Origin of the sequence: Paraburkholderia sp. J7 (assembly GCF_905220155.1) — a bacterium.
Taxonomy (GTDB): Bacteria; Pseudomonadota; Gammaproteobacteria; order Burkholderiales; family Burkholderiaceae; genus Paraburkholderia.
The window spans coordinates 184,470-199,888 of record NZ_CAJMYZ010000011.1 but is presented as its reverse complement, the minus strand read 5'-3'; the positions used below and the strand labels follow the sequence as shown (position 1 = coordinate 199,888).

Genomic DNA, 15,419 nt, shown 5'->3' with positions numbered 1-15,419 from the left:
CTTCGCGCTCACGCAATCGATCTATCTCGACGGGAGTCTCATGGCGATCTACGGTATCGGCACCGACATCATTCAGGTGAGCCGCGTGGCGGCAGTCATGGAGCGCACCAACGGGCGCTTCGCGCCGCGCGTGCTCGGCCCGGACGAACTCGCCGTGTACGAGGCGCGCAAGGCGCGCTCGGAAGTGCGAGGCCTCGCGTACCTGTGTACGCGGTTTTCCGCGAAAGAAGCGTTCTCGAAAGCGATTGGTCTCGGCATGCGCATGCCGATGACCTGGCGCGCCATGCAGACCCTCAACGAGCCCGGCGGCCGGCCCGTGATCGTCGCCTCGGGCGAACTCGCGCGGTGGCTCGACGAACGCGGCATCACGGCGCGCGTGAGTATCACCGACGAGCACGACTACGCGGTGTCGTTCGTGATCGCCGAAGTGAACGCCGCAGTCAACGGCTGATATCCATTGCCGTGCGTCGCGCGGCATCTACGCACAACTCAGCAAAACTCATCGATGAAGAATAATCCCGGGCCGGTAATGCTCGACGTGGTGGGCACCACGCTGAACGACGACGACGTGCGCCGCCTCGCGCACCCGATGACCGGCGGCGTGATCCTGTTCGCGCGCCACTACGAGAATCGCGCGCAGCTCGTCGCGCTGACCGACGCCATTCGCGCGGTGCGCGAAGACTTGCTGATCGCCGTCGATCACGAAGGCGGCCGCGTGCAGCGTTTTCGCACCGACGGCTTCACGGTGCTGCCCGCCATGGGGCGCCTCGGCGCGCTGTGGGACAAGGATGTGCTGCTCGCCACCAAGCTCGCAACGGCCGTGGGCTATATCCTCGCGGGCGAGCTGCGCGCGTGCGGAATCGATCTGTCATTTACGCCTGTGCTCGATCTCGGCTATGGGCAGTCGAAGGTGGTGGGGGACCGCGCGTTCCATCGCGACCCGCGCGTCGTCACGTTGCTCGCCAAGAGTCTCAACCACGGCCTGTCGCTTGCGGGCATGGCCAATTGCGGCAAGCATTTTCCGGGTCATGGCTTCGCGACGGCGGACTCGCACGTCGCGGTGCCCGTCGACGAGCGTCCGCTCGAGGCGATCCTCGGTGAAGATGCGCTGCCTTACGACTGGCTCGGCCTTTCGCTCACGGCGGTGATGCCGGGGCACGTGATCTATCCGAAGGTCGATTCGAAGCCCGCGGGCTTCTCGCGCATCTGGGTCGAGGAGATTCTGCGCAAGCGGCTGCGTTTCACGGGCGCGATCTTCAGCGACGACCTCTCGATGGAGGCCGCGCGCCAGGGCGGCACGCTGACCGAAGGCGCGCGCGCCGCGCTCGAAGCGGGCTGCGACATGGTGCTGATCTGCAATCAGCCGCACGAGGCCGAAAAGGTGCTCGACGCGTTGCGCACCACCGAGCCGCGCCGCGCCGCCAAGGCGTCGGACCTGCGCATCAAGCGCATGCGCGCGCGCGGCAAGGCGCTGCGCTGGGACAAGCTGGTGGCCGACCCAGGGTACATCGAGGCGCAGGCATTGCTGCGCAGCGTGCTGCCTTGATGCCCTGATTGCCGCGCCGGAAAAACGAAAAAGGCGGTCCTTCGGAAACGAAGGGCCGCCTTTTTACATGCCGGGCGCCGGGAGCGTTTGGCTTCGTGGACTCAGTTCAGCCGCATACGCTGCAGCTTGTTGTAGAGCGTCTTGGGGCTGATGCCGAGCAACGACGCGGCGCGGTGCCGCGTACCGCCTACGGCGTCGAGCGTCGCGCGGATCAGCATCTCTTCCACGTCGGCGAGCGGCGTGCCCACGGTCACCTGCACGCGGCCGCCGTTCATGTCGCGCGGCCCCGCGCCGCTGCTTTCCTCGGCCTGCAAGGTTTCCAGCACCTCGCCCGAGGCGTGCCACGCGCGCCTCACGCGTTCGTGCAGCTCGCGCACGTTTCCGGGCCAGTCATAGGCCAGGCACTCGCGGATGAACGATGGCGCGACGAGCCGCGTCGCGCCGGCCAGACCGTGCGACTGGGCGTCCTGATTGAGCTCGTCGACGCACGCGAGCGCGAGCAGGGCGGCGTCGTCGTCGCGCTCGCGCAGCGGCGGCAGCGGGATCGCCGCAGCGTCGAGGCGCATCCATAGATCGTTGTGCAGCGCGCCTTGCTGGACGGCTTCACGCGGCACCGCCCGAGTAGCGGCAATCAGGCGGAAATCGGTGCCCACCTCGCTGCTGCCGCCCACGCGCATGAAAGTTTGCGAATCGAGCGCGCGCAGCAGCGTTTCCTGCTGCTCGCGCGTGAGGTCAGTCAGCTCGTCGATAAAGAGCGTGCCGCCGCTCGCCTGATCGACGAGGCCTGGCTCGCGCTGTTCCGCGCCCGTGAACGCGCCGCGCTCGTGGCCGAACAGCACGCTCGCGAGCGGACGTCCGGTGGCCGCTTCTGCCACGAGCGAGTGCGCGTCGCACACGACGAACGGCCCTTTGCGGCGGCGGCTCAACTGATGCAGCGTGCGCGCGGCGACTTCCTTGCCCGTGCCGGCTTCGCCGTGCACGAGCAGCGCCGATTCGGTGGGCGCGAGCTGTTCGAGCGTGTCGTAGACATGCTGGATCGCGCTGCTGCGTCCGAGCATGGGCCCGAAGTGGCCCATCTGGCGCAGCGCGGCGCGCAGCGTGCGCACTTCTTCGGTCAGCTCGTAGGGACGCGGAATGCGTGCGAGCAGGCTGCGCAGGCGCGGAATGTTGACGGGCTTGAGCAAATAGTCCCAGATACCGTGGCGCAGGCCTTCGATCGCGCTTTCGACCGTGGCGTTGCCGGTCATGACGATCACGGGCAGCGCGCCGCCCGGCGGCTGCGCGGGCAAGTACGGAAGCAGTTCGAGCCCGCCGCCGTCGGGCAGGTTCAGGTCGACGAGTACGACATCGGGAATGAAGCGGGCAAGGGCGGCGCGCGCTTGCGCGAGCGTGGCAGCAGTGTCGACGGAGAACCCGTCGGCCGACAGGATCGCTGACAGACCTGACAGGCTATTGGGATCGTCTTCGACAATCAGGGCATGTGGCATGGCGGTAGCGGCTTACGGATGAGCGCATTCGCGCCGGCGCTGCGCACGCTGGGTAGCGTGCGCGCCCCGGCAGACAGCCGCGCGGCGCGGGCAAGCGCGGCACGATGCGAAAGATTTCACCGAGATCACGGAGATGTCTCGTAGCAGGGTGTTCAGTTCCGGTCCTCCCAGTTGTGCTGCGCCAGAGCGGGGGCGCGACGGCTATGCCCGGCAGCGTGGCGGCCGGGCAGCAGCACAAGGCCGAAGCGCGTGGCGCCTGGGCGTGCGTGCAACCCCCTGTTTGCCTGCAAGTGGGCGGCGACCGTACCGGCCGTGCCGCGGACGCGACCTTAGTCGCGCGGCCGGTGTGCGTCGAACCAGCGGCGCACTTCCAGTTCTGCCTCGTCACGCGTCTTGCCGTAACGTTCCTGGATGAGCCCGGCGAGTCGGTCCGCACGGCCTTCGGCTTTCGCGAGTTCGTCGTCCGTCAACTCGCCCCATGCCGCTTTGGCCTTGCCGATCAACTGCTTCCACTTGCCTTCAGCAATGTCGTTATTCATTTGCTTCTCCTGATAAAGGGAAAGAGTGTGGAACGCATGCTCTCTCACCTCACAGCAGAAACCGTGCCGCGGGCGTCAATCTGACCGGCGCGCGCTGCGCTTGCTCGCCGCCTGCTTGCGGCAGGCGGCAAGTACGCAATCCGTTGCGCATAACCGGTAAGGTTTTCCGTGGCAGTCTCAAACATACACGTTCAGCAAAAAAAGAAAAAGCGCCCCGAGGGGCGCTTTCACGACGCTTGCCGCCTTGCCCGCCAAGGCGGGCGGGGCAGGCGTTCTTGCGCTGCAGTATGCCGCGGTTACCCGCAGTTACATTTAGGCGCGGCTGCGGTACTCGTTCGTACGCGTGTCGATTTCGATCTTGTCGCCGATGTTGCAGAAGAGCGGCACTTGCAGTTCGAACCCAGTGTTCAGCTTGGCGGTCTTCAGGACCTTGCCCGACGACGTGTCGCCCTTGACGGCCGGTTCCGTGTAGATGATCTCGCGCACGAGCACGGTCGGCAGTTCGACCGAGATGGCCTTCTCGTTGTAGAACACGACTTCGCAGCCCATGCCGTCTTCGAGGTAGTTGAGGGCGTCGCCCATCATCTCGCCTTCGACTTCGAACTGGTTGTAGTCGGCGTCCATGAACACGTACATCGGGTCGGCGAAGTACGAGTACGTCACTTCCTTGCGATCCAGCACGACGACGTCGAACTTGTCGTCTGCCTTGTACACGGTTTCCATGCCGGCGCCGGTCAGCAGGTTCTTGAACTTCATCTTCACGACGGCGGCGTTGCGGCCCGACTTGTTGTATTCGGCCTTTTGCACGACCATCGCGTCGTTACCGATCATCACGACGTTGCCGACGCGGAGTTCCTGTGCGGTCTTCATAATAAAAAACTGTCCTGTCCAGATTGAAGTAGCTTCGAGTGTGCTCGACGGCAAACGTCGCAAGCGGATTCGGTTGGTGTTGCTGGTGCTGCGGGTGCAACTGCTGCGACCCTCATTCGCGTATGAGCGATGTGGGGCGCGAAACTCGAAGCGCTTGAGACGGCTGCCGTCGGATAACCGCTTATTTTAACTGAGTTTTTGCGAATTCGGCGAGATTTCCGGCGAGATCGCCAACCTGCCCGAGCTCGGCGGCCCAGGCGTTCGCACGCGCCGCGTAGACGGGCAGATGCTGCGCGAATTCGGCCCAGTCCGGCGTGCCGCGGCCATTCCACGCGTGCCAGAAGCGTTCGAGCGCGGCGCGCGGCGCCTGCGGCAGCGTGCGGCCGTAGTGCGCGAGCGCTGCGTCGAGCTTTGGCAGATGAGCATCGTCGGCTTGCGGATAGATGTGCCAGACAAACGGTCGCGCGGCCCATTGCGCGCGCACGAACGAATCTTCGCCGCGCACGAAGTTCAGATCGCTCGCCCAGAGCAGTGGGTCGTAACCGCGCTGCTCGGTGAACGCCAGCGCGTGCGCGCGCAGTGCGCCGCGCGTGGCTTGGGCGCCTGCGCCGAACGCCGGCTCGCCGAAAAAGCGTGCGAGCGCGCCGGAGATGCGGCCCTCCGGCACGAGCAGAACCACCGGCTTCGCACCGTCGCGCCATTGCTCCAGCAGGTGATCGACGGCTGGGTTCTCGTACGCGAAAAGCGAGATCACGGTGGCTTCCGGCCCCGGAGGTGCGCCGCCCGTGGCGCGCTGCCACCACGCGGCGCGGGCGTCTTGTGAGCGCTCGAAGTCCGCGCGCGCGGCGTCGAGCGTCCGCTCCTTGAGCACGCCCCCCGTGCCGGGCCCGAGACCAGGAAAGAAGAAGTGCTTGGCGAGCGCGTAGCGCGGGTGCGGCGAGGGCCGCAGGTGGAAATCGGCCACCCAGTCTTCTGCGCTCAGATATTCGAGGTTGAGCCAGACGGGTTTGCGCTCGCGTTCGGCCATCGCCGCGACGTACACGGGCGGCAGCTCGCACGCGAACGCTTCGATCACGACATCGGCGATCTGCAGCGTCTCGCCCGCATGCTCGGGCTCGTGCCAGTGCTCGACGAGCACGCCCTCGACCGATTGCGTGGCGCGGCTCGCGTCGAGCGCGGGGCAGAGCTTCTGGAACGCGTGCAAGTCGTCGACGAACAGGCGTACCTGCCAGCCGTGCTCATGCGCGAGCTGGCGCGCAAGCCGCCAGCACACGCCGATGTCGCCGAAATTGTCGATGACGGCGCAAAAGAGGTCGCAGGCGATGGCGCTATCGTTAGCGGCGGCGGGAGTGTGGGCTTCTGTCATGGGTAGCTTGGGTGGCGCGCGACGCGGCGCAAACATGACTGCCATGCCTCAGGCGGGCGTAGAACGCCCGGCTGGCAAGTTCGGCACGGGTTCCGTGCGGCATGGAATGATCTAAACTTGCGATTCTAGGACACAGCCATGAACGCGTCGCGACGGCGGCGCGCTGTGCAACGTCTCACCTCTCTCGACGCACCGCCCGTCCCCGAAACTGGATGACCGACACCGACGTTTTCGACCCGAAAAAGGCGCTCGCGCAGCTGCCGCATCTGCCGGGCGTATATCGCTACTACGACGCGCAAGGCGCGGTCCTCTACGTCGGCAAGGCGCGCGACCTGAAAAAGCGCGTGTCGAGCTACTTCACCAAGACGCAGCTTTCGCCGCGCATCGCGATGATGGTCACGCGTATTGCGCGCATCGAGACCACGGTCACGCGTTCCGAGGCCGAGGCGCTGCTGCTCGAAAACAATCTCATCAAGGCACTCACGCCGCGCTACAACATCCTGTTTCGCGACGACAAGTCTTATCCGTTTCTCAAGATCACCGGGCACACGTTCCCGCGCATGGCGTACTACCGCGGCGCGGTCGATCGCAACAACCAGTACTTCGGGCCGTTTCCGAGCGCCTCGGCCGTGCGCGAGAGTATCCAGATCCTGCAGCGCGTGTTCCAGTTGCGCACCTGCGAAGACTCGGTGTTCAACAACCGCACGCGGCCTTGCCTGCTGCATCAGATCGGCCGTTGCACGGCGCCTTGCGTGGGGGCGATCAGCGAAGAGGATTACGCGCGCGACGTGAACAACGCATCGCGCTTTCTGCTGGGCCGTCAGAACGAGGTGATGAAGGAGCTGGAGACGAAGATGCATGCGTTTGCCTCGGAGCTGAAGTTCGAGCAGGCGGCATCCGTGCGCAACCAGATGAGTTCGCTTTCGACCGTGCTGCACCAGCAGGCTATCGAAACAGGCAGCGAGAGCGACGTCGACATTCTTGCCGTGGTGGCGCTGGGCGGGCGCGTGTGCGTGAATCTCGCGATGGTGCGCGGCGGCCGGCATCTGGGCGACAAGGCGTATTTCCCGACGCATGTGGAGCGCGCGCTGACCGACGAAGAGGGCGGCGTTGCCGAGGAAATCGACAGCGACACCGTGGTTGCGGCGAGCGCGCTGAAGTCGCTGCCCTCGCTTGCGCGCAAGACGGTGGAGGATTACGTCGAAGAAGCGCAAGAGGCCGACGCTCGAGACGATGCGGCGCTCGAAGCCGATCCGCTCGCGATCGCGGCCGACCTCGCAGAGGATGAAGACGACGCGAGCGACGATGCAGGCGATGTCGAATCCGATGCCGCCGCCACGCCCGCGATCGAGCCGCAAGCGGGCACGCGCACGAAGCGCGAGATCGGCGTTGAATCCGAAGTGCTCGACGCCTTCATCGCGCAGCACTACTTCGGCAACCGCGTGCCGCCCGTGCTGGTCGTGAGCCATCCGCCCGCAAACCGCGAGCTTGTCGATGTGCTGAGCGAACAGGCCGGGCACAAGGTGACGCTGCTGCGTCAGCCGCAAGGTCAGAAGCGCGCGTGGCTCGCCATGGCCGAGCAGAACGCGCGGCTCGCGCTCGCGCGCCTGCTCTCCGAGCAGGGTTCGCAGCAGGCTCGCACGCGCACGCTCGCGCAACTGCTCGGGCTCGAACTCGACGACCTCGCGCATTTGCGCATCGAGTGCTTCGACATCAGCCACACGATGGGCGAGGCGACGCAGGCCTCGTGCGTGGTCTATCACCATCACAAGATGCAGTCGGCCGAATATCGCCGCTACAACATTACCGGCATCACGCCCGGCGACGACTACGCGGCCATGCGTCAGGTGCTCACGCGCCGCTACGAGAAGATGGTCGCGCAAGCGGCGCGCGCCGAAACCGAAGAGGCGCCGCCACGCGTGGCGGCCCCCGATCCCGCCGACCCGAATGCAGCGTCCGATGCCGCGGAAGCCAGCGAGGCAGTCGAAGCCCCGCCGCCCGGTAGCATGCTGCCCAACATCGTGCTGATCGACGGCGGCAAGGGGCAGGTCGAGATCGCGCGCCAGGTGTTCACCGAACTGGGTCTCGATCCGGCGATGCTGGTGGGCGTGGCGAAGGGCGAGGGGCGCAAGGTCGGTCTCGAAACGCTCGTGTTCGCCGACGGCCGCGCGCCGCTCGAACTCGGCAAGGAGAGCGCGGCACTCATGCTCGTCGCGCAGATTCGCGACGAGGCGCACCGCTTCGCCATCACGGGCATGCGCGCGAAGCGCGGCAAAACGCGCCAGACTTCGCGTCTCGAAGAACTGGAAGGCGTGGGGGCGAAGCGCCGTCAGCGCCTGCTCGCGCGCTTTGGCGGCCTGCGCGGCGTGATGGCGGCCAGTGTGGAGGATCTGGCGAGCGTGGAGGGCATCTCACACGCGCTCGCCGAGCAGATCTACCAGCAGCTTCACTGATGCGGCGGCCTTGCGGGCCGGGTGCGGCCCGGCCAATCCTTACGGTTGCTTGTGGCAGGTGCGGCGACGCGGCACAATTGCATCTCCCATAATTGCATCTCCCCCGACAGATAGCGCCAGCCGATGCCGTTCAATATTCCGATTCTCCTGACCTGGCTGCGGATCCTGGCGATTCCGCTCGTGGTCGGCGTGTTCTATCTGCCGCAGACAATGCTTTCCCCGATGCAGCAGAACGTACTGGCGATGCTGCTGTTCGTGCTCGCGGCGCTCACCGACTGGTTCGACGGTTTTCTCGCGCGCAAGTGGAATCAGACGTCTTCGTTCGGTGCATTCCTCGATCCGGTCGCAGACAAGCTGATGGTGACCGCGGCGCTGCTCGTGCTCGTACATCTGCAGCGGCTCGACGCCGTGATCGCGCTCGTGATCGTCGGGCGCGAAATCGCGATTTCGGCGCTGCGCGAATGGATGGCGCAAATTGGCGCGTCGAAGAGCGTGGCCGTGAATTCGCTCGGCAAGTTCAAGACCGCGTGCCAGATGGTCGCGATTCCCATGCTGTTGTTCTACGCACCGCTTACGCTCGGCGGCGTGACGCTGTTCGACTCGCGCGTGTGGGGCGCGTGGCTCATCTATGTGGCGGCGTTCCTCACGATCTGGTCGATGCTCTACTACATGAAGCTCGCGTGGCCGCAGATCCGCGAGCGGGGAAGCCTGTGAGCAGAGTGTCGTGAACCCCATGCGTCTTTTTCCAAAAAGATCACACGAAGGGGTTGACACGATTCTGCGGGTTATACATAATCTCACTTCTCCGCTGCACGACGCAGTAGCAAGCAAGCAGATGCGGTGGAGATAGCAGAAGATAAGCCGAAGTTAGGCGTATATCTGAAGCGAATATGCGGGAGTAGCTCAGTTGGTAGAGCGCAACCTTGCCAAGGTTGAGGTCGCGAGTTCGAGACTCGTCTCCCGCTCCAGAATTTAAGGTGCGGCGTTTTTGCAGTAGAAAAAACGAAGCGCTGAAGCAGGAAAATGCAGTAAAGCAGGACATTTGCGGGAGTAGCTCAGTTGGTAGAGCGCAACCTTGCCAAGGTTGAGGTCGCGAGTTCGAGACTCGTCTCCCGCTCCAAATGCCAAGGGGAAGCAACGCTTCCCTTTTTGTTTGGCAGGCTTGGATCAGTATCAAGCCATCAAACAAATCTGTCCGGTCGTTGCGGGCTCAAGCAGTTTGCCTGATGTTCGCCGCGTTTCGGTCAGTCCGCTTCTGGCGCGATAGCAAAGCGGTTATGCAGCGGCCTGCAAAGCCGTGTAGGCCGGTTCGACTCCGGCTCGCGCCTCCAGATGCAAAACAAAAGCCACCTTCGGGTGGCTTTTGTTTTTTGCTGCGCGCTCGTGCACGTGGCGCAAAATAGGCGGCACCCATCCTCTCCGGTTGCCCGACATGTCCATCGAACTCCCCGAAGACGCGCGCAGCGAAGCGATCGCCTCCATTCAGCGCTATTTCGACGCGAACATGGAAGAGCCGATCGGCAACATCGCGGCGGGCGCGCTGCTGGGCTTCTTTCTCGAAGAGATCGCGCCGGCGATCTACAACAAGGCTATTGCCGACGCGCAGGAGAGCATGCAGGCGCGCATCGTCGATCTCGACATCGATCTGCATGAAGAGCCGTTCCAGTACTGGCGCAAATACGAAGCGCCGCGCCGGCGAAAGTGAGCGCTGCCTGAGTGGCGGGTTTGTGGTGCGCACGGCGCGCGGCATAATCGTGGTCATTCACTTTGCTTCGATGGAATTCGCAGACCATGACCGTGCAGTCCGCCGCCTTGCCGCTCCCCCAATTCGACTGGCAATGGAAAGCCTTCGACGCGCTCGACGCGCGTGAAGTCTACGCCATGCTCAAACTGCGCTCGGACGCGTTCGTCGTCGAGCAGAACTGTGTGTATGGCGATATCGACGGTCTCGACTTCGGCGCTTGGCATCTGTTCGCATGGAGCGAAGAGGGCGGCGAGCGAGCGCTGGCGGGTTATCTGCGCGTGCTGCTGCCCGACGCACAGGACGCCGACGTGCGTATCGGCCGCGTGGTGACGTCGCAGAACCATCGCGGCATCAAGCTCGGCAACGCGCTGCTCGAACGCGCCATCGCGCAGATCGCGCGTCAATGGCCGGATGTCGCGATGCGTCTGCATGCCCAGGCGCATCTGCAGAAGTTCTACGGTGCGTTTGGCTTCTCACCCGTTGGCGAGATTCACGACGAGGACGGCATTCCTCACGTGTGGATGCGCTCGGCCTGATTCGATGTTGGTCGCGCGCCGCGCCGGTGCTGCGGCAAACGTCCGCGCACGGATAGGCGCATCCAGTGGCGCAGCGCGATCAGTGCGCCGACCACGCTCATCATCGATCCCGGAATCCACAGCAGCAGGCCGCCGATCTGCTGGTCGCGCATGGGCGAAAGCCAGGTGAACGCGCGCCCGCAGATCGAATAAACCGGATACAACTCGCGCGGCGTGAAGAAGATGAACGCGCCGAGCACGATTTGCGGCGGAATTGCCGCGATCACGACGAGCACGCGCTTGCCCGGCGAGAGACGCGCGGGCGGTGCGGGGCGCGAGTCGAGCACGAGCCACCAGAACAGCAGCCCGTCGATCACCATGCTCCAGTTCATGACGCGGTAGAGGCGCCAGTCGAGCATCGCGATGAAGTGGATCGGCGAAAAAAGCCAGAAGTAGATGAGCCCGACGAAGAGTCCGACCGCGACGACGGGATGCATGACGATGTCGAGCGCCACGCGCACGGGTCGCGCGGCGAGCACGGGGCGCACGAAGCGCTGGCGCCACTTGAACGGAATGCCCGCGCGCAGCGCAGCGCCCGGGTAGGCGAGCGCGATGAAGAACGGCCCCAGATGATGCAGCACGAGGTGCTGCGCGCGATGCATGAAGAACTCGTGCTCGAAGTAGTAGTCGAGCCGCGTATGCAGCACGACATAAAGCGCGCCGAGCCCGAACCAGAAGGAGAGCTGGCGCGCGAGCGACACCCGCGCGTGCCGTTTGCCGCGCACGAACAGCACCGCCGCGAGCAGGGTGCAGATCATCACGGTCGGCGAGGGCTCCCACGGCTGGAGCCAGTAGATCAGGGTCATCGCGAGCATGGCGGCGGCCTCATCGCGGATTCAACATGCTTGCGCGCGCAACCATACCGGATGCGCGCGTTGGTTTTGCTGCGGCCTTACTGCCCTGAGGGCGACTTGACTGCGAACGGCGTGTCGAGCGTTTCGCCGTCCGAGAATTGCAGCTTCACGTTCACCGTGTCGCCCGGCGCGATCTTGTGCTTCGCCTTCTCCAGCATGAGGTGGTAGCCGCCCGGTGCGATCGCCAGCGTGCCGTGCGCAGGCACCGTTGCCTTGTGCACCATGATCATCTTCTGCGTCGAGCCATTCGAGACCGTCTGATGCAGCATGACCATGCCGTAAGCGTCGCTCGATACGCCCACGAGATCGACCGGCTGGTCGCCATCGTTCTTGAGCGTCACATAGCCTGCCGCAGGCAGGTCGTTGGGCAGCCAGCGCACCCACGCGTCCTGCGTGCTCAACGCGCCCGGGGCGGCGTGTGCGGCGGGCGCGAAGGCGGCGAGCGCACCGAAGGTGCTCAGCGCGCAGCCGAGCGAGACGGTGAGTGACTTGAGGTTCTTCGTCATAACGTTTCCTGTTGCGATTGGTGCTCTTTTAAGACTCGATGATTCGACCCGAGAGGCGTCCTGCGTTCACGCCGAGTCGTTGATCACGCGGCGCAGGTCATGCGCGATCGCGTCCGGGTTGTCGCGGTCGGTGGCGAGCAGGCGCGCGTGGCCCTGCGCGTCGAACACATAGACGGCCGAGCTGTGCGTGACTTCGTAGCTGCCGTCGGGGTCGCGCTTTTCCATCTGGTAGGCCACGCGGTAGCGCCGCGCGAGCGATTCGATCTGGCTGTCGGTGCCGGTCAGGCCGAGTGCATGCCGGGCATCGAATGCGCCAACGTAGGCGTGCAAGGCCTGCGGCGTGTCGCGCGCCGGATCGACGCTGATGAAGAGTATCCGCACTTTCTGCGCATCGGGGCCGAGCTTCGCTATAACCTGCATCAGGCGCGCCATCGTCTCCGGGCAGACGTCCGGGCAATGCGTATAGCCAAAGTAGACGAGCGTCGTGCGCCCTCGAAAACTCGCGCCCGTTACGGGCTGGCCGTTGTCGGCCGTGAGTGCGAAATCGAGGTCGGGCAGGTGGCCGCTTACGTTCGTCAGTTGCCACGGCTCGCCCGGGTGCGAGCATGCCACGAACAGCAAGGTGCCCGCCGCGAGCGCCGCGTGCCGCAGGCTGCGCAGGCCGCTGCAAAGGCGGGTGCGGAACGTGCGCAGTGTGGGCTCGAAGGTGGGGAACAAAGGCAATCTCGTCGACTCGAGTGGATTACGTTAGCCGCGCTCGAACAGGGCGTTGGGCCCGGCTTGTCGCTGCGACTGTAGCAAAATTGGGGCTGCCCGGTCGCGAGCGCCCCGGTCGTGCGAATCGCTCGCGTCGATATGCCGCATCGGCTTGCATCGGCTGAATCACAGTCCTGGCAGCGGAGTCCAACTTTCGACAAGCCGGACCGCAGACAAGCCGATTCAAGTCCGGCCAGGCCTGCGTAGCCGGTCAGCCCCTTACTTTCTCGATAATCGATCCAAGGCGCGGTAAGATTCGCACACTTTCCCTGGGCGCAGCCCGGGGCCATACCCGGCCAGCAGGCCGATGGGTGAAAAGAACGCAATGCAAGCACTTCCGGCAGTCCTGCCGCCTGACCAGACGGCATTTTTCTTCGATTTCGACGGCACGCTCGTCGATCTCGCGCCCACGCCAGACGGCGTGCTCGTGCGTCCCGACATGCTCGCGCTGCTGCATGAGTTGCGCCGCACGACGCACGGCGCCGTGGCGATCGTCTCGGGGCGCGGCATCGAGAGCATCGACGGTTTCCTCGGCATGCCCGATCTGCCCGTGGCGGGTCTGCACGGCGCCGAGCGGCGCGACGCCAACGGCGACACACAGCGTGTCGGCTTCAACGATGAGCGTTTGCTGCGCATGGAGCAGGTGCTCGCGGAGGTGGTGCGCACGCATCCGCGCATGCTGCTCGAGATCAAGGGCGCGTCGCTCGCGCTGCACTACCGCAACGTTCCGGAGCATGAGGGCACCGCGCGCGCCGCGACCGAGCGCCTCGCCGCCGACTACGCCGACGCCTACGTGCTGCAGCCCGGCAAGATGGTCTACGAGATCAAGCCGAAGGACGTCGACAAAGGCCGCGCGCTGCGCGCGTTCCTCGACGAGCCGCCGTTCGCGGGCCGCCGCCCGGTGTTCGCCGGCGACGATCTGACCGACGAGAAGGGCTTCGCCGTCGTCAACGCGTTGGGCGGGCTGTCGATCAAGGTCGGCGGCGGCGACACCATCGCGCAAACACGCATCGATTCAGTCGACGCGTTGATCGGCTGGCTCGCATCGCTCGTCGCGGCCATGCCGGGCGCCCGGTGAGCGCGCGCATGCCTCGCTTCACTCCCCACGTTGATTGCGTCACGCGCGGCGATGCCTTGCGTGCGCCATGCTCTCCTGATTTCCTGCACGGACCCCGCCCCTCATGAGCCGATTGATCATCGTATCGAACCGCGTCGCGCCGATTTCCGAAGGCGGTCCGGCCGCGGGCGGCCTCGCGGTGGGCGTGTACGACGCGCTCAAGGAAACCGGCGGCATGTGGTTCGGCTGGAGCGGGGACGTGCTCACCTCCGGCCAGCCGCAGATCGCGCTCGAAGAGCGCGGGCCCGTGACCTTCGCCACCATCGGCCTGTTGCGGCGCGACTACGACCAGTACTACCGCGGTTTCTCGAACGCGACGCTCTGGCCCGCGTTCCACTACCGCGCCGATCTCGTCCAGTACGACCGCCACGAGTACGAGGGCTATAGCCGCGTGAACGCGTGGCTCGCGCAGCAGCTCGTGCCGCTTCTGCGCGAAGACGACGTGATCTGGGTCCACGACTATCACCTCATTCCGTTCGCCCAGGCGCTGCGCGCGGCGGGCGTGAAGAACCGCATCGGCTTTTTCCTGCACATTCCGTTTCCGGCCTCGCAGGTGCTGCTGGCGGTGCCGCCGCATCGCGAACTGGTTCAGGCGCTCTGCGCGTTCGACCTGCTCGGCTTCCAGACCAGGCCCGATCTGCGCGCGTTTTGCGACTACATCGTGAACGAGGCGGGCGGCACGACCGCGCCGCAGGCGGACGGCCTCACGCGCATCGAGGCGTTCGGGCAGACGCTTTGCGCGGGCGACTACCCGATCGGCGTCTATCCTGACGAAATCGCGGAGCTTGCCAAGGCGGGCGAGCGCGGCAAGCCGGTGCGCACGCTCAAGGCCACGCTGCACGGGCGCAAGGTCATCATGAGCGTGGACCGGCTCGACTACTCGAAGGGGCTCGTGGAGCGCTTTCGCGCGTTCGAGCGCCTGCTCGACCACGCGCCGGCGCAGCGCAACAAGGTCTCGTTCGTGCAGATCGCGCCGCCTACGCGCGCCGACCTCCACGCCTATCAGGACATCCGGCTGCGCCTCGAGGCGGAGTCGGGGCGCATCAACGGCCGCTACGCGGAACTCGACTGGACGCCGATCTGGTACATCCATCGCCAGTACGAACGGGCGGTGCTGGCCGCGTTGTTCCGGGCGTCGAACGTCGGCTACGTCACGCCGCTGCGCGACGGCATGAATCTCGTCGCCAAGGAATACGTCTCGGCGCAGGACCCCGAAGATCCGGGCGTGCTCGTGCTCTCGCGCTTCGCCGGCGCGGCGCAGGAGCTTTCGGGCGCGCTGATCGTCAATCCGCTCGATATCGACGGCATGGCCGACGCGCTCAACGCTGCGCTCGCCATGCCGCTCGCCGAGCGGCTTGCGCGCTATCGGGACATGATGGCCCAGTTGCGGGAGAACAATGTCTCGGTCTGGCGTGACCGCTTCATGCGCGATCTCAGCCAGGTCAGCGTGCGGAAAGGAGTCAGCTTGCCGCCGCTCGAGCCCGCGCGGGGCTGAGCACCCACGCCTCGCCTGCCTCGGCGAGAGCGAAAAAAAGCCGCTTCAGGCGATGCACTGAAGCGGCTTTTTTGCGTTTGGCAGCGCACGATGGCGGCGCGCTCGCCTGCG

Annotated in this window: 15 protein-coding genes and 3 tRNA genes; 11 read left to right on the top strand and 7 right to left on the bottom strand. The window is 65.4% G+C overall.

Going from position 1 to position 15,419, the window contains the following annotated elements; genetic code table 11:
• Positions 1–40: 40 nt before the first annotated feature.
• On the top strand, positions 41–451 hold the full coding sequence (gene acpS, locus U5A58_RS19535; protein ID WP_321912519.1) for a holo-ACP synthase: 411 nt from the start codon (positions 41–43) through the stop codon (positions 449–451).
• A 54-nt stretch (positions 452–505) separates the two neighbouring features.
• On the top strand, positions 506–1,546 hold the full coding sequence (gene nagZ, locus U5A58_RS19530) for a beta-N-acetylhexosaminidase (RefSeq protein ID WP_321912518.1): 1,041 nt from the start codon (positions 506–508) through the stop codon (positions 1,544–1,546).
• 101 nt (positions 1,547–1,647) lie between these two features.
• Here nagZ and U5A58_RS19525 read toward each other — a convergent pair whose 3' ends face one another.
• The 4 genes from U5A58_RS19525 to earP form a co-directional block, all read right to left on the bottom strand.
• Positions 1,648–3,033: a sigma-54 dependent transcriptional regulator gene (locus U5A58_RS19525; RefSeq protein WP_321962658.1), complete on the bottom strand. Its 1,386-nt coding sequence runs from the start codon at positions 3,031–3,033 to the stop codon at positions 1,648–1,650.
• A gap of 329 nt (positions 3,034–3,362) precedes the next feature.
• Positions 3,363–3,572, bottom strand: coding sequence for a CsbD family protein (locus U5A58_RS19520; RefSeq protein WP_028206671.1), 210 nt, complete (start codon positions 3,570–3,572; stop codon positions 3,363–3,365).
• A 312-nt stretch (positions 3,573–3,884) separates the two neighbouring features.
• Complete coding sequence (gene efp / locus U5A58_RS19515; protein ID WP_321912514.1) at positions 3,885–4,442, bottom strand: elongation factor P; 558 nt, start codon at positions 4,440–4,442, stop codon at positions 3,885–3,887.
• A gap of 181 nt (positions 4,443–4,623) precedes the next feature.
• A complete protein-coding gene (gene earP / locus U5A58_RS19510) occupies positions 4,624–5,808 on the bottom strand; it encodes an elongation factor P maturation arginine rhamnosyltransferase EarP (protein ID WP_321962657.1) in 1,185 nt (394 codons plus the stop codon).
• 212 nt (positions 5,809–6,020) lie between these two features.
• On the opposite strand from earP, the gene uvrC reads away from it, so the two are divergent.
• The 7 genes from uvrC to U5A58_RS19475 all read left to right on the top strand — a co-directional run bounded on the left by uvrC (position 6,021) and on the right by U5A58_RS19475 (position 10,541).
• Positions 6,021–8,261 carry an excinuclease ABC subunit UvrC gene (gene uvrC / locus U5A58_RS19505; RefSeq protein WP_321962656.1) on the top strand — a complete coding sequence of 747 codons (2,241 nt, stop codon included), beginning with the start codon at positions 6,021–6,023 and terminating at the stop codon, positions 8,259–8,261.
• A gap of 123 nt (positions 8,262–8,384) precedes the next feature.
• Positions 8,385–8,975 (top strand): CDP-diacylglycerol--glycerol-3-phosphate 3-phosphatidyltransferase, encoded by a 591-nt coding sequence (gene pgsA / locus U5A58_RS19500; RefSeq protein ID WP_042261239.1) that lies wholly within the window; start codon positions 8,385–8,387, stop codon positions 8,973–8,975.
• A 178-nt stretch (positions 8,976–9,153) separates the two neighbouring features.
• Positions 9,154–9,229: transfer RNA gene (locus U5A58_RS19495), tRNA-Gly, on the top strand.
• Between the two features lie 76 nt (positions 9,230–9,305).
• Positions 9,306–9,381: transfer RNA gene (locus U5A58_RS19490), tRNA-Gly, on the top strand.
• A 137-nt stretch (positions 9,382–9,518) separates the two neighbouring features.
• A tRNA-Cys gene (locus tag U5A58_RS19485) sits at positions 9,519–9,592 on the top strand.
• A gap of 101 nt (positions 9,593–9,693) precedes the next feature.
• Positions 9,694–9,966 carry a DUF2164 domain-containing protein gene (locus tag U5A58_RS19480; RefSeq protein ID WP_321962655.1) on the top strand — a complete coding sequence of 91 codons (273 nt, stop codon included), beginning with the start codon at positions 9,694–9,696 and terminating at the stop codon, positions 9,964–9,966.
• An 86-nt stretch (positions 9,967–10,052) separates the two neighbouring features.
• A complete protein-coding gene (locus tag U5A58_RS19475) occupies positions 10,053–10,541 on the top strand; it encodes a GNAT family N-acetyltransferase (protein ID WP_321962654.1) in 489 nt (162 codons plus the stop codon).
• Here U5A58_RS19475 and U5A58_RS19470 read toward each other — a convergent pair.
• From U5A58_RS19470 to U5A58_RS19460, 3 genes are all read right to left on the bottom strand, one after another.
• Positions 10,517–11,386, bottom strand: a complete 870-nt coding sequence (locus tag U5A58_RS19470) for a cytochrome c oxidase assembly protein (protein WP_321962716.1) — start codon at positions 11,384–11,386, stop codon at positions 10,517–10,519. The two genes, U5A58_RS19475 and U5A58_RS19470, sit on opposite strands and share 25 nt — an antisense overlap.
• 86 nt (positions 11,387–11,472) lie before the next feature.
• Entirely contained in the window at positions 11,473–11,940 is a 468-nt protein-coding gene (locus U5A58_RS19465; protein ID WP_321936096.1) for a copper chaperone PCu(A)C, read from the bottom strand.
• A gap of 66 nt (positions 11,941–12,006) precedes the next feature.
• Positions 12,007–12,657: an SCO family protein gene (locus U5A58_RS19460; protein WP_415774256.1), complete on the bottom strand. Its 651-nt coding sequence runs from the start codon at positions 12,655–12,657 to the stop codon at positions 12,007–12,009.
• A gap of 364 nt (positions 12,658–13,021) precedes the next feature.
• Here U5A58_RS19460 and otsB point away from each other — a divergent pair, with 364 nt between their 5' ends.
• Both otsB and otsA read left to right on the top strand, forming a co-directional pair.
• Complete coding sequence (gene otsB / locus U5A58_RS19455; RefSeq protein ID WP_321948762.1) at positions 13,022–13,774, top strand: trehalose-phosphatase; 753 nt, start codon at positions 13,022–13,024, stop codon at positions 13,772–13,774.
• Positions 13,775–13,877: 103 nt separating this feature from the next.
• Positions 13,878–15,308 (top strand): alpha,alpha-trehalose-phosphate synthase (UDP-forming), encoded by a 1,431-nt coding sequence (otsA, locus tag U5A58_RS19450; RefSeq protein WP_321962653.1) that lies wholly within the window; start codon positions 13,878–13,880, stop codon positions 15,306–15,308.
• The last annotated feature ends 111 nt before the right edge of the window (positions 15,309–15,419 follow it).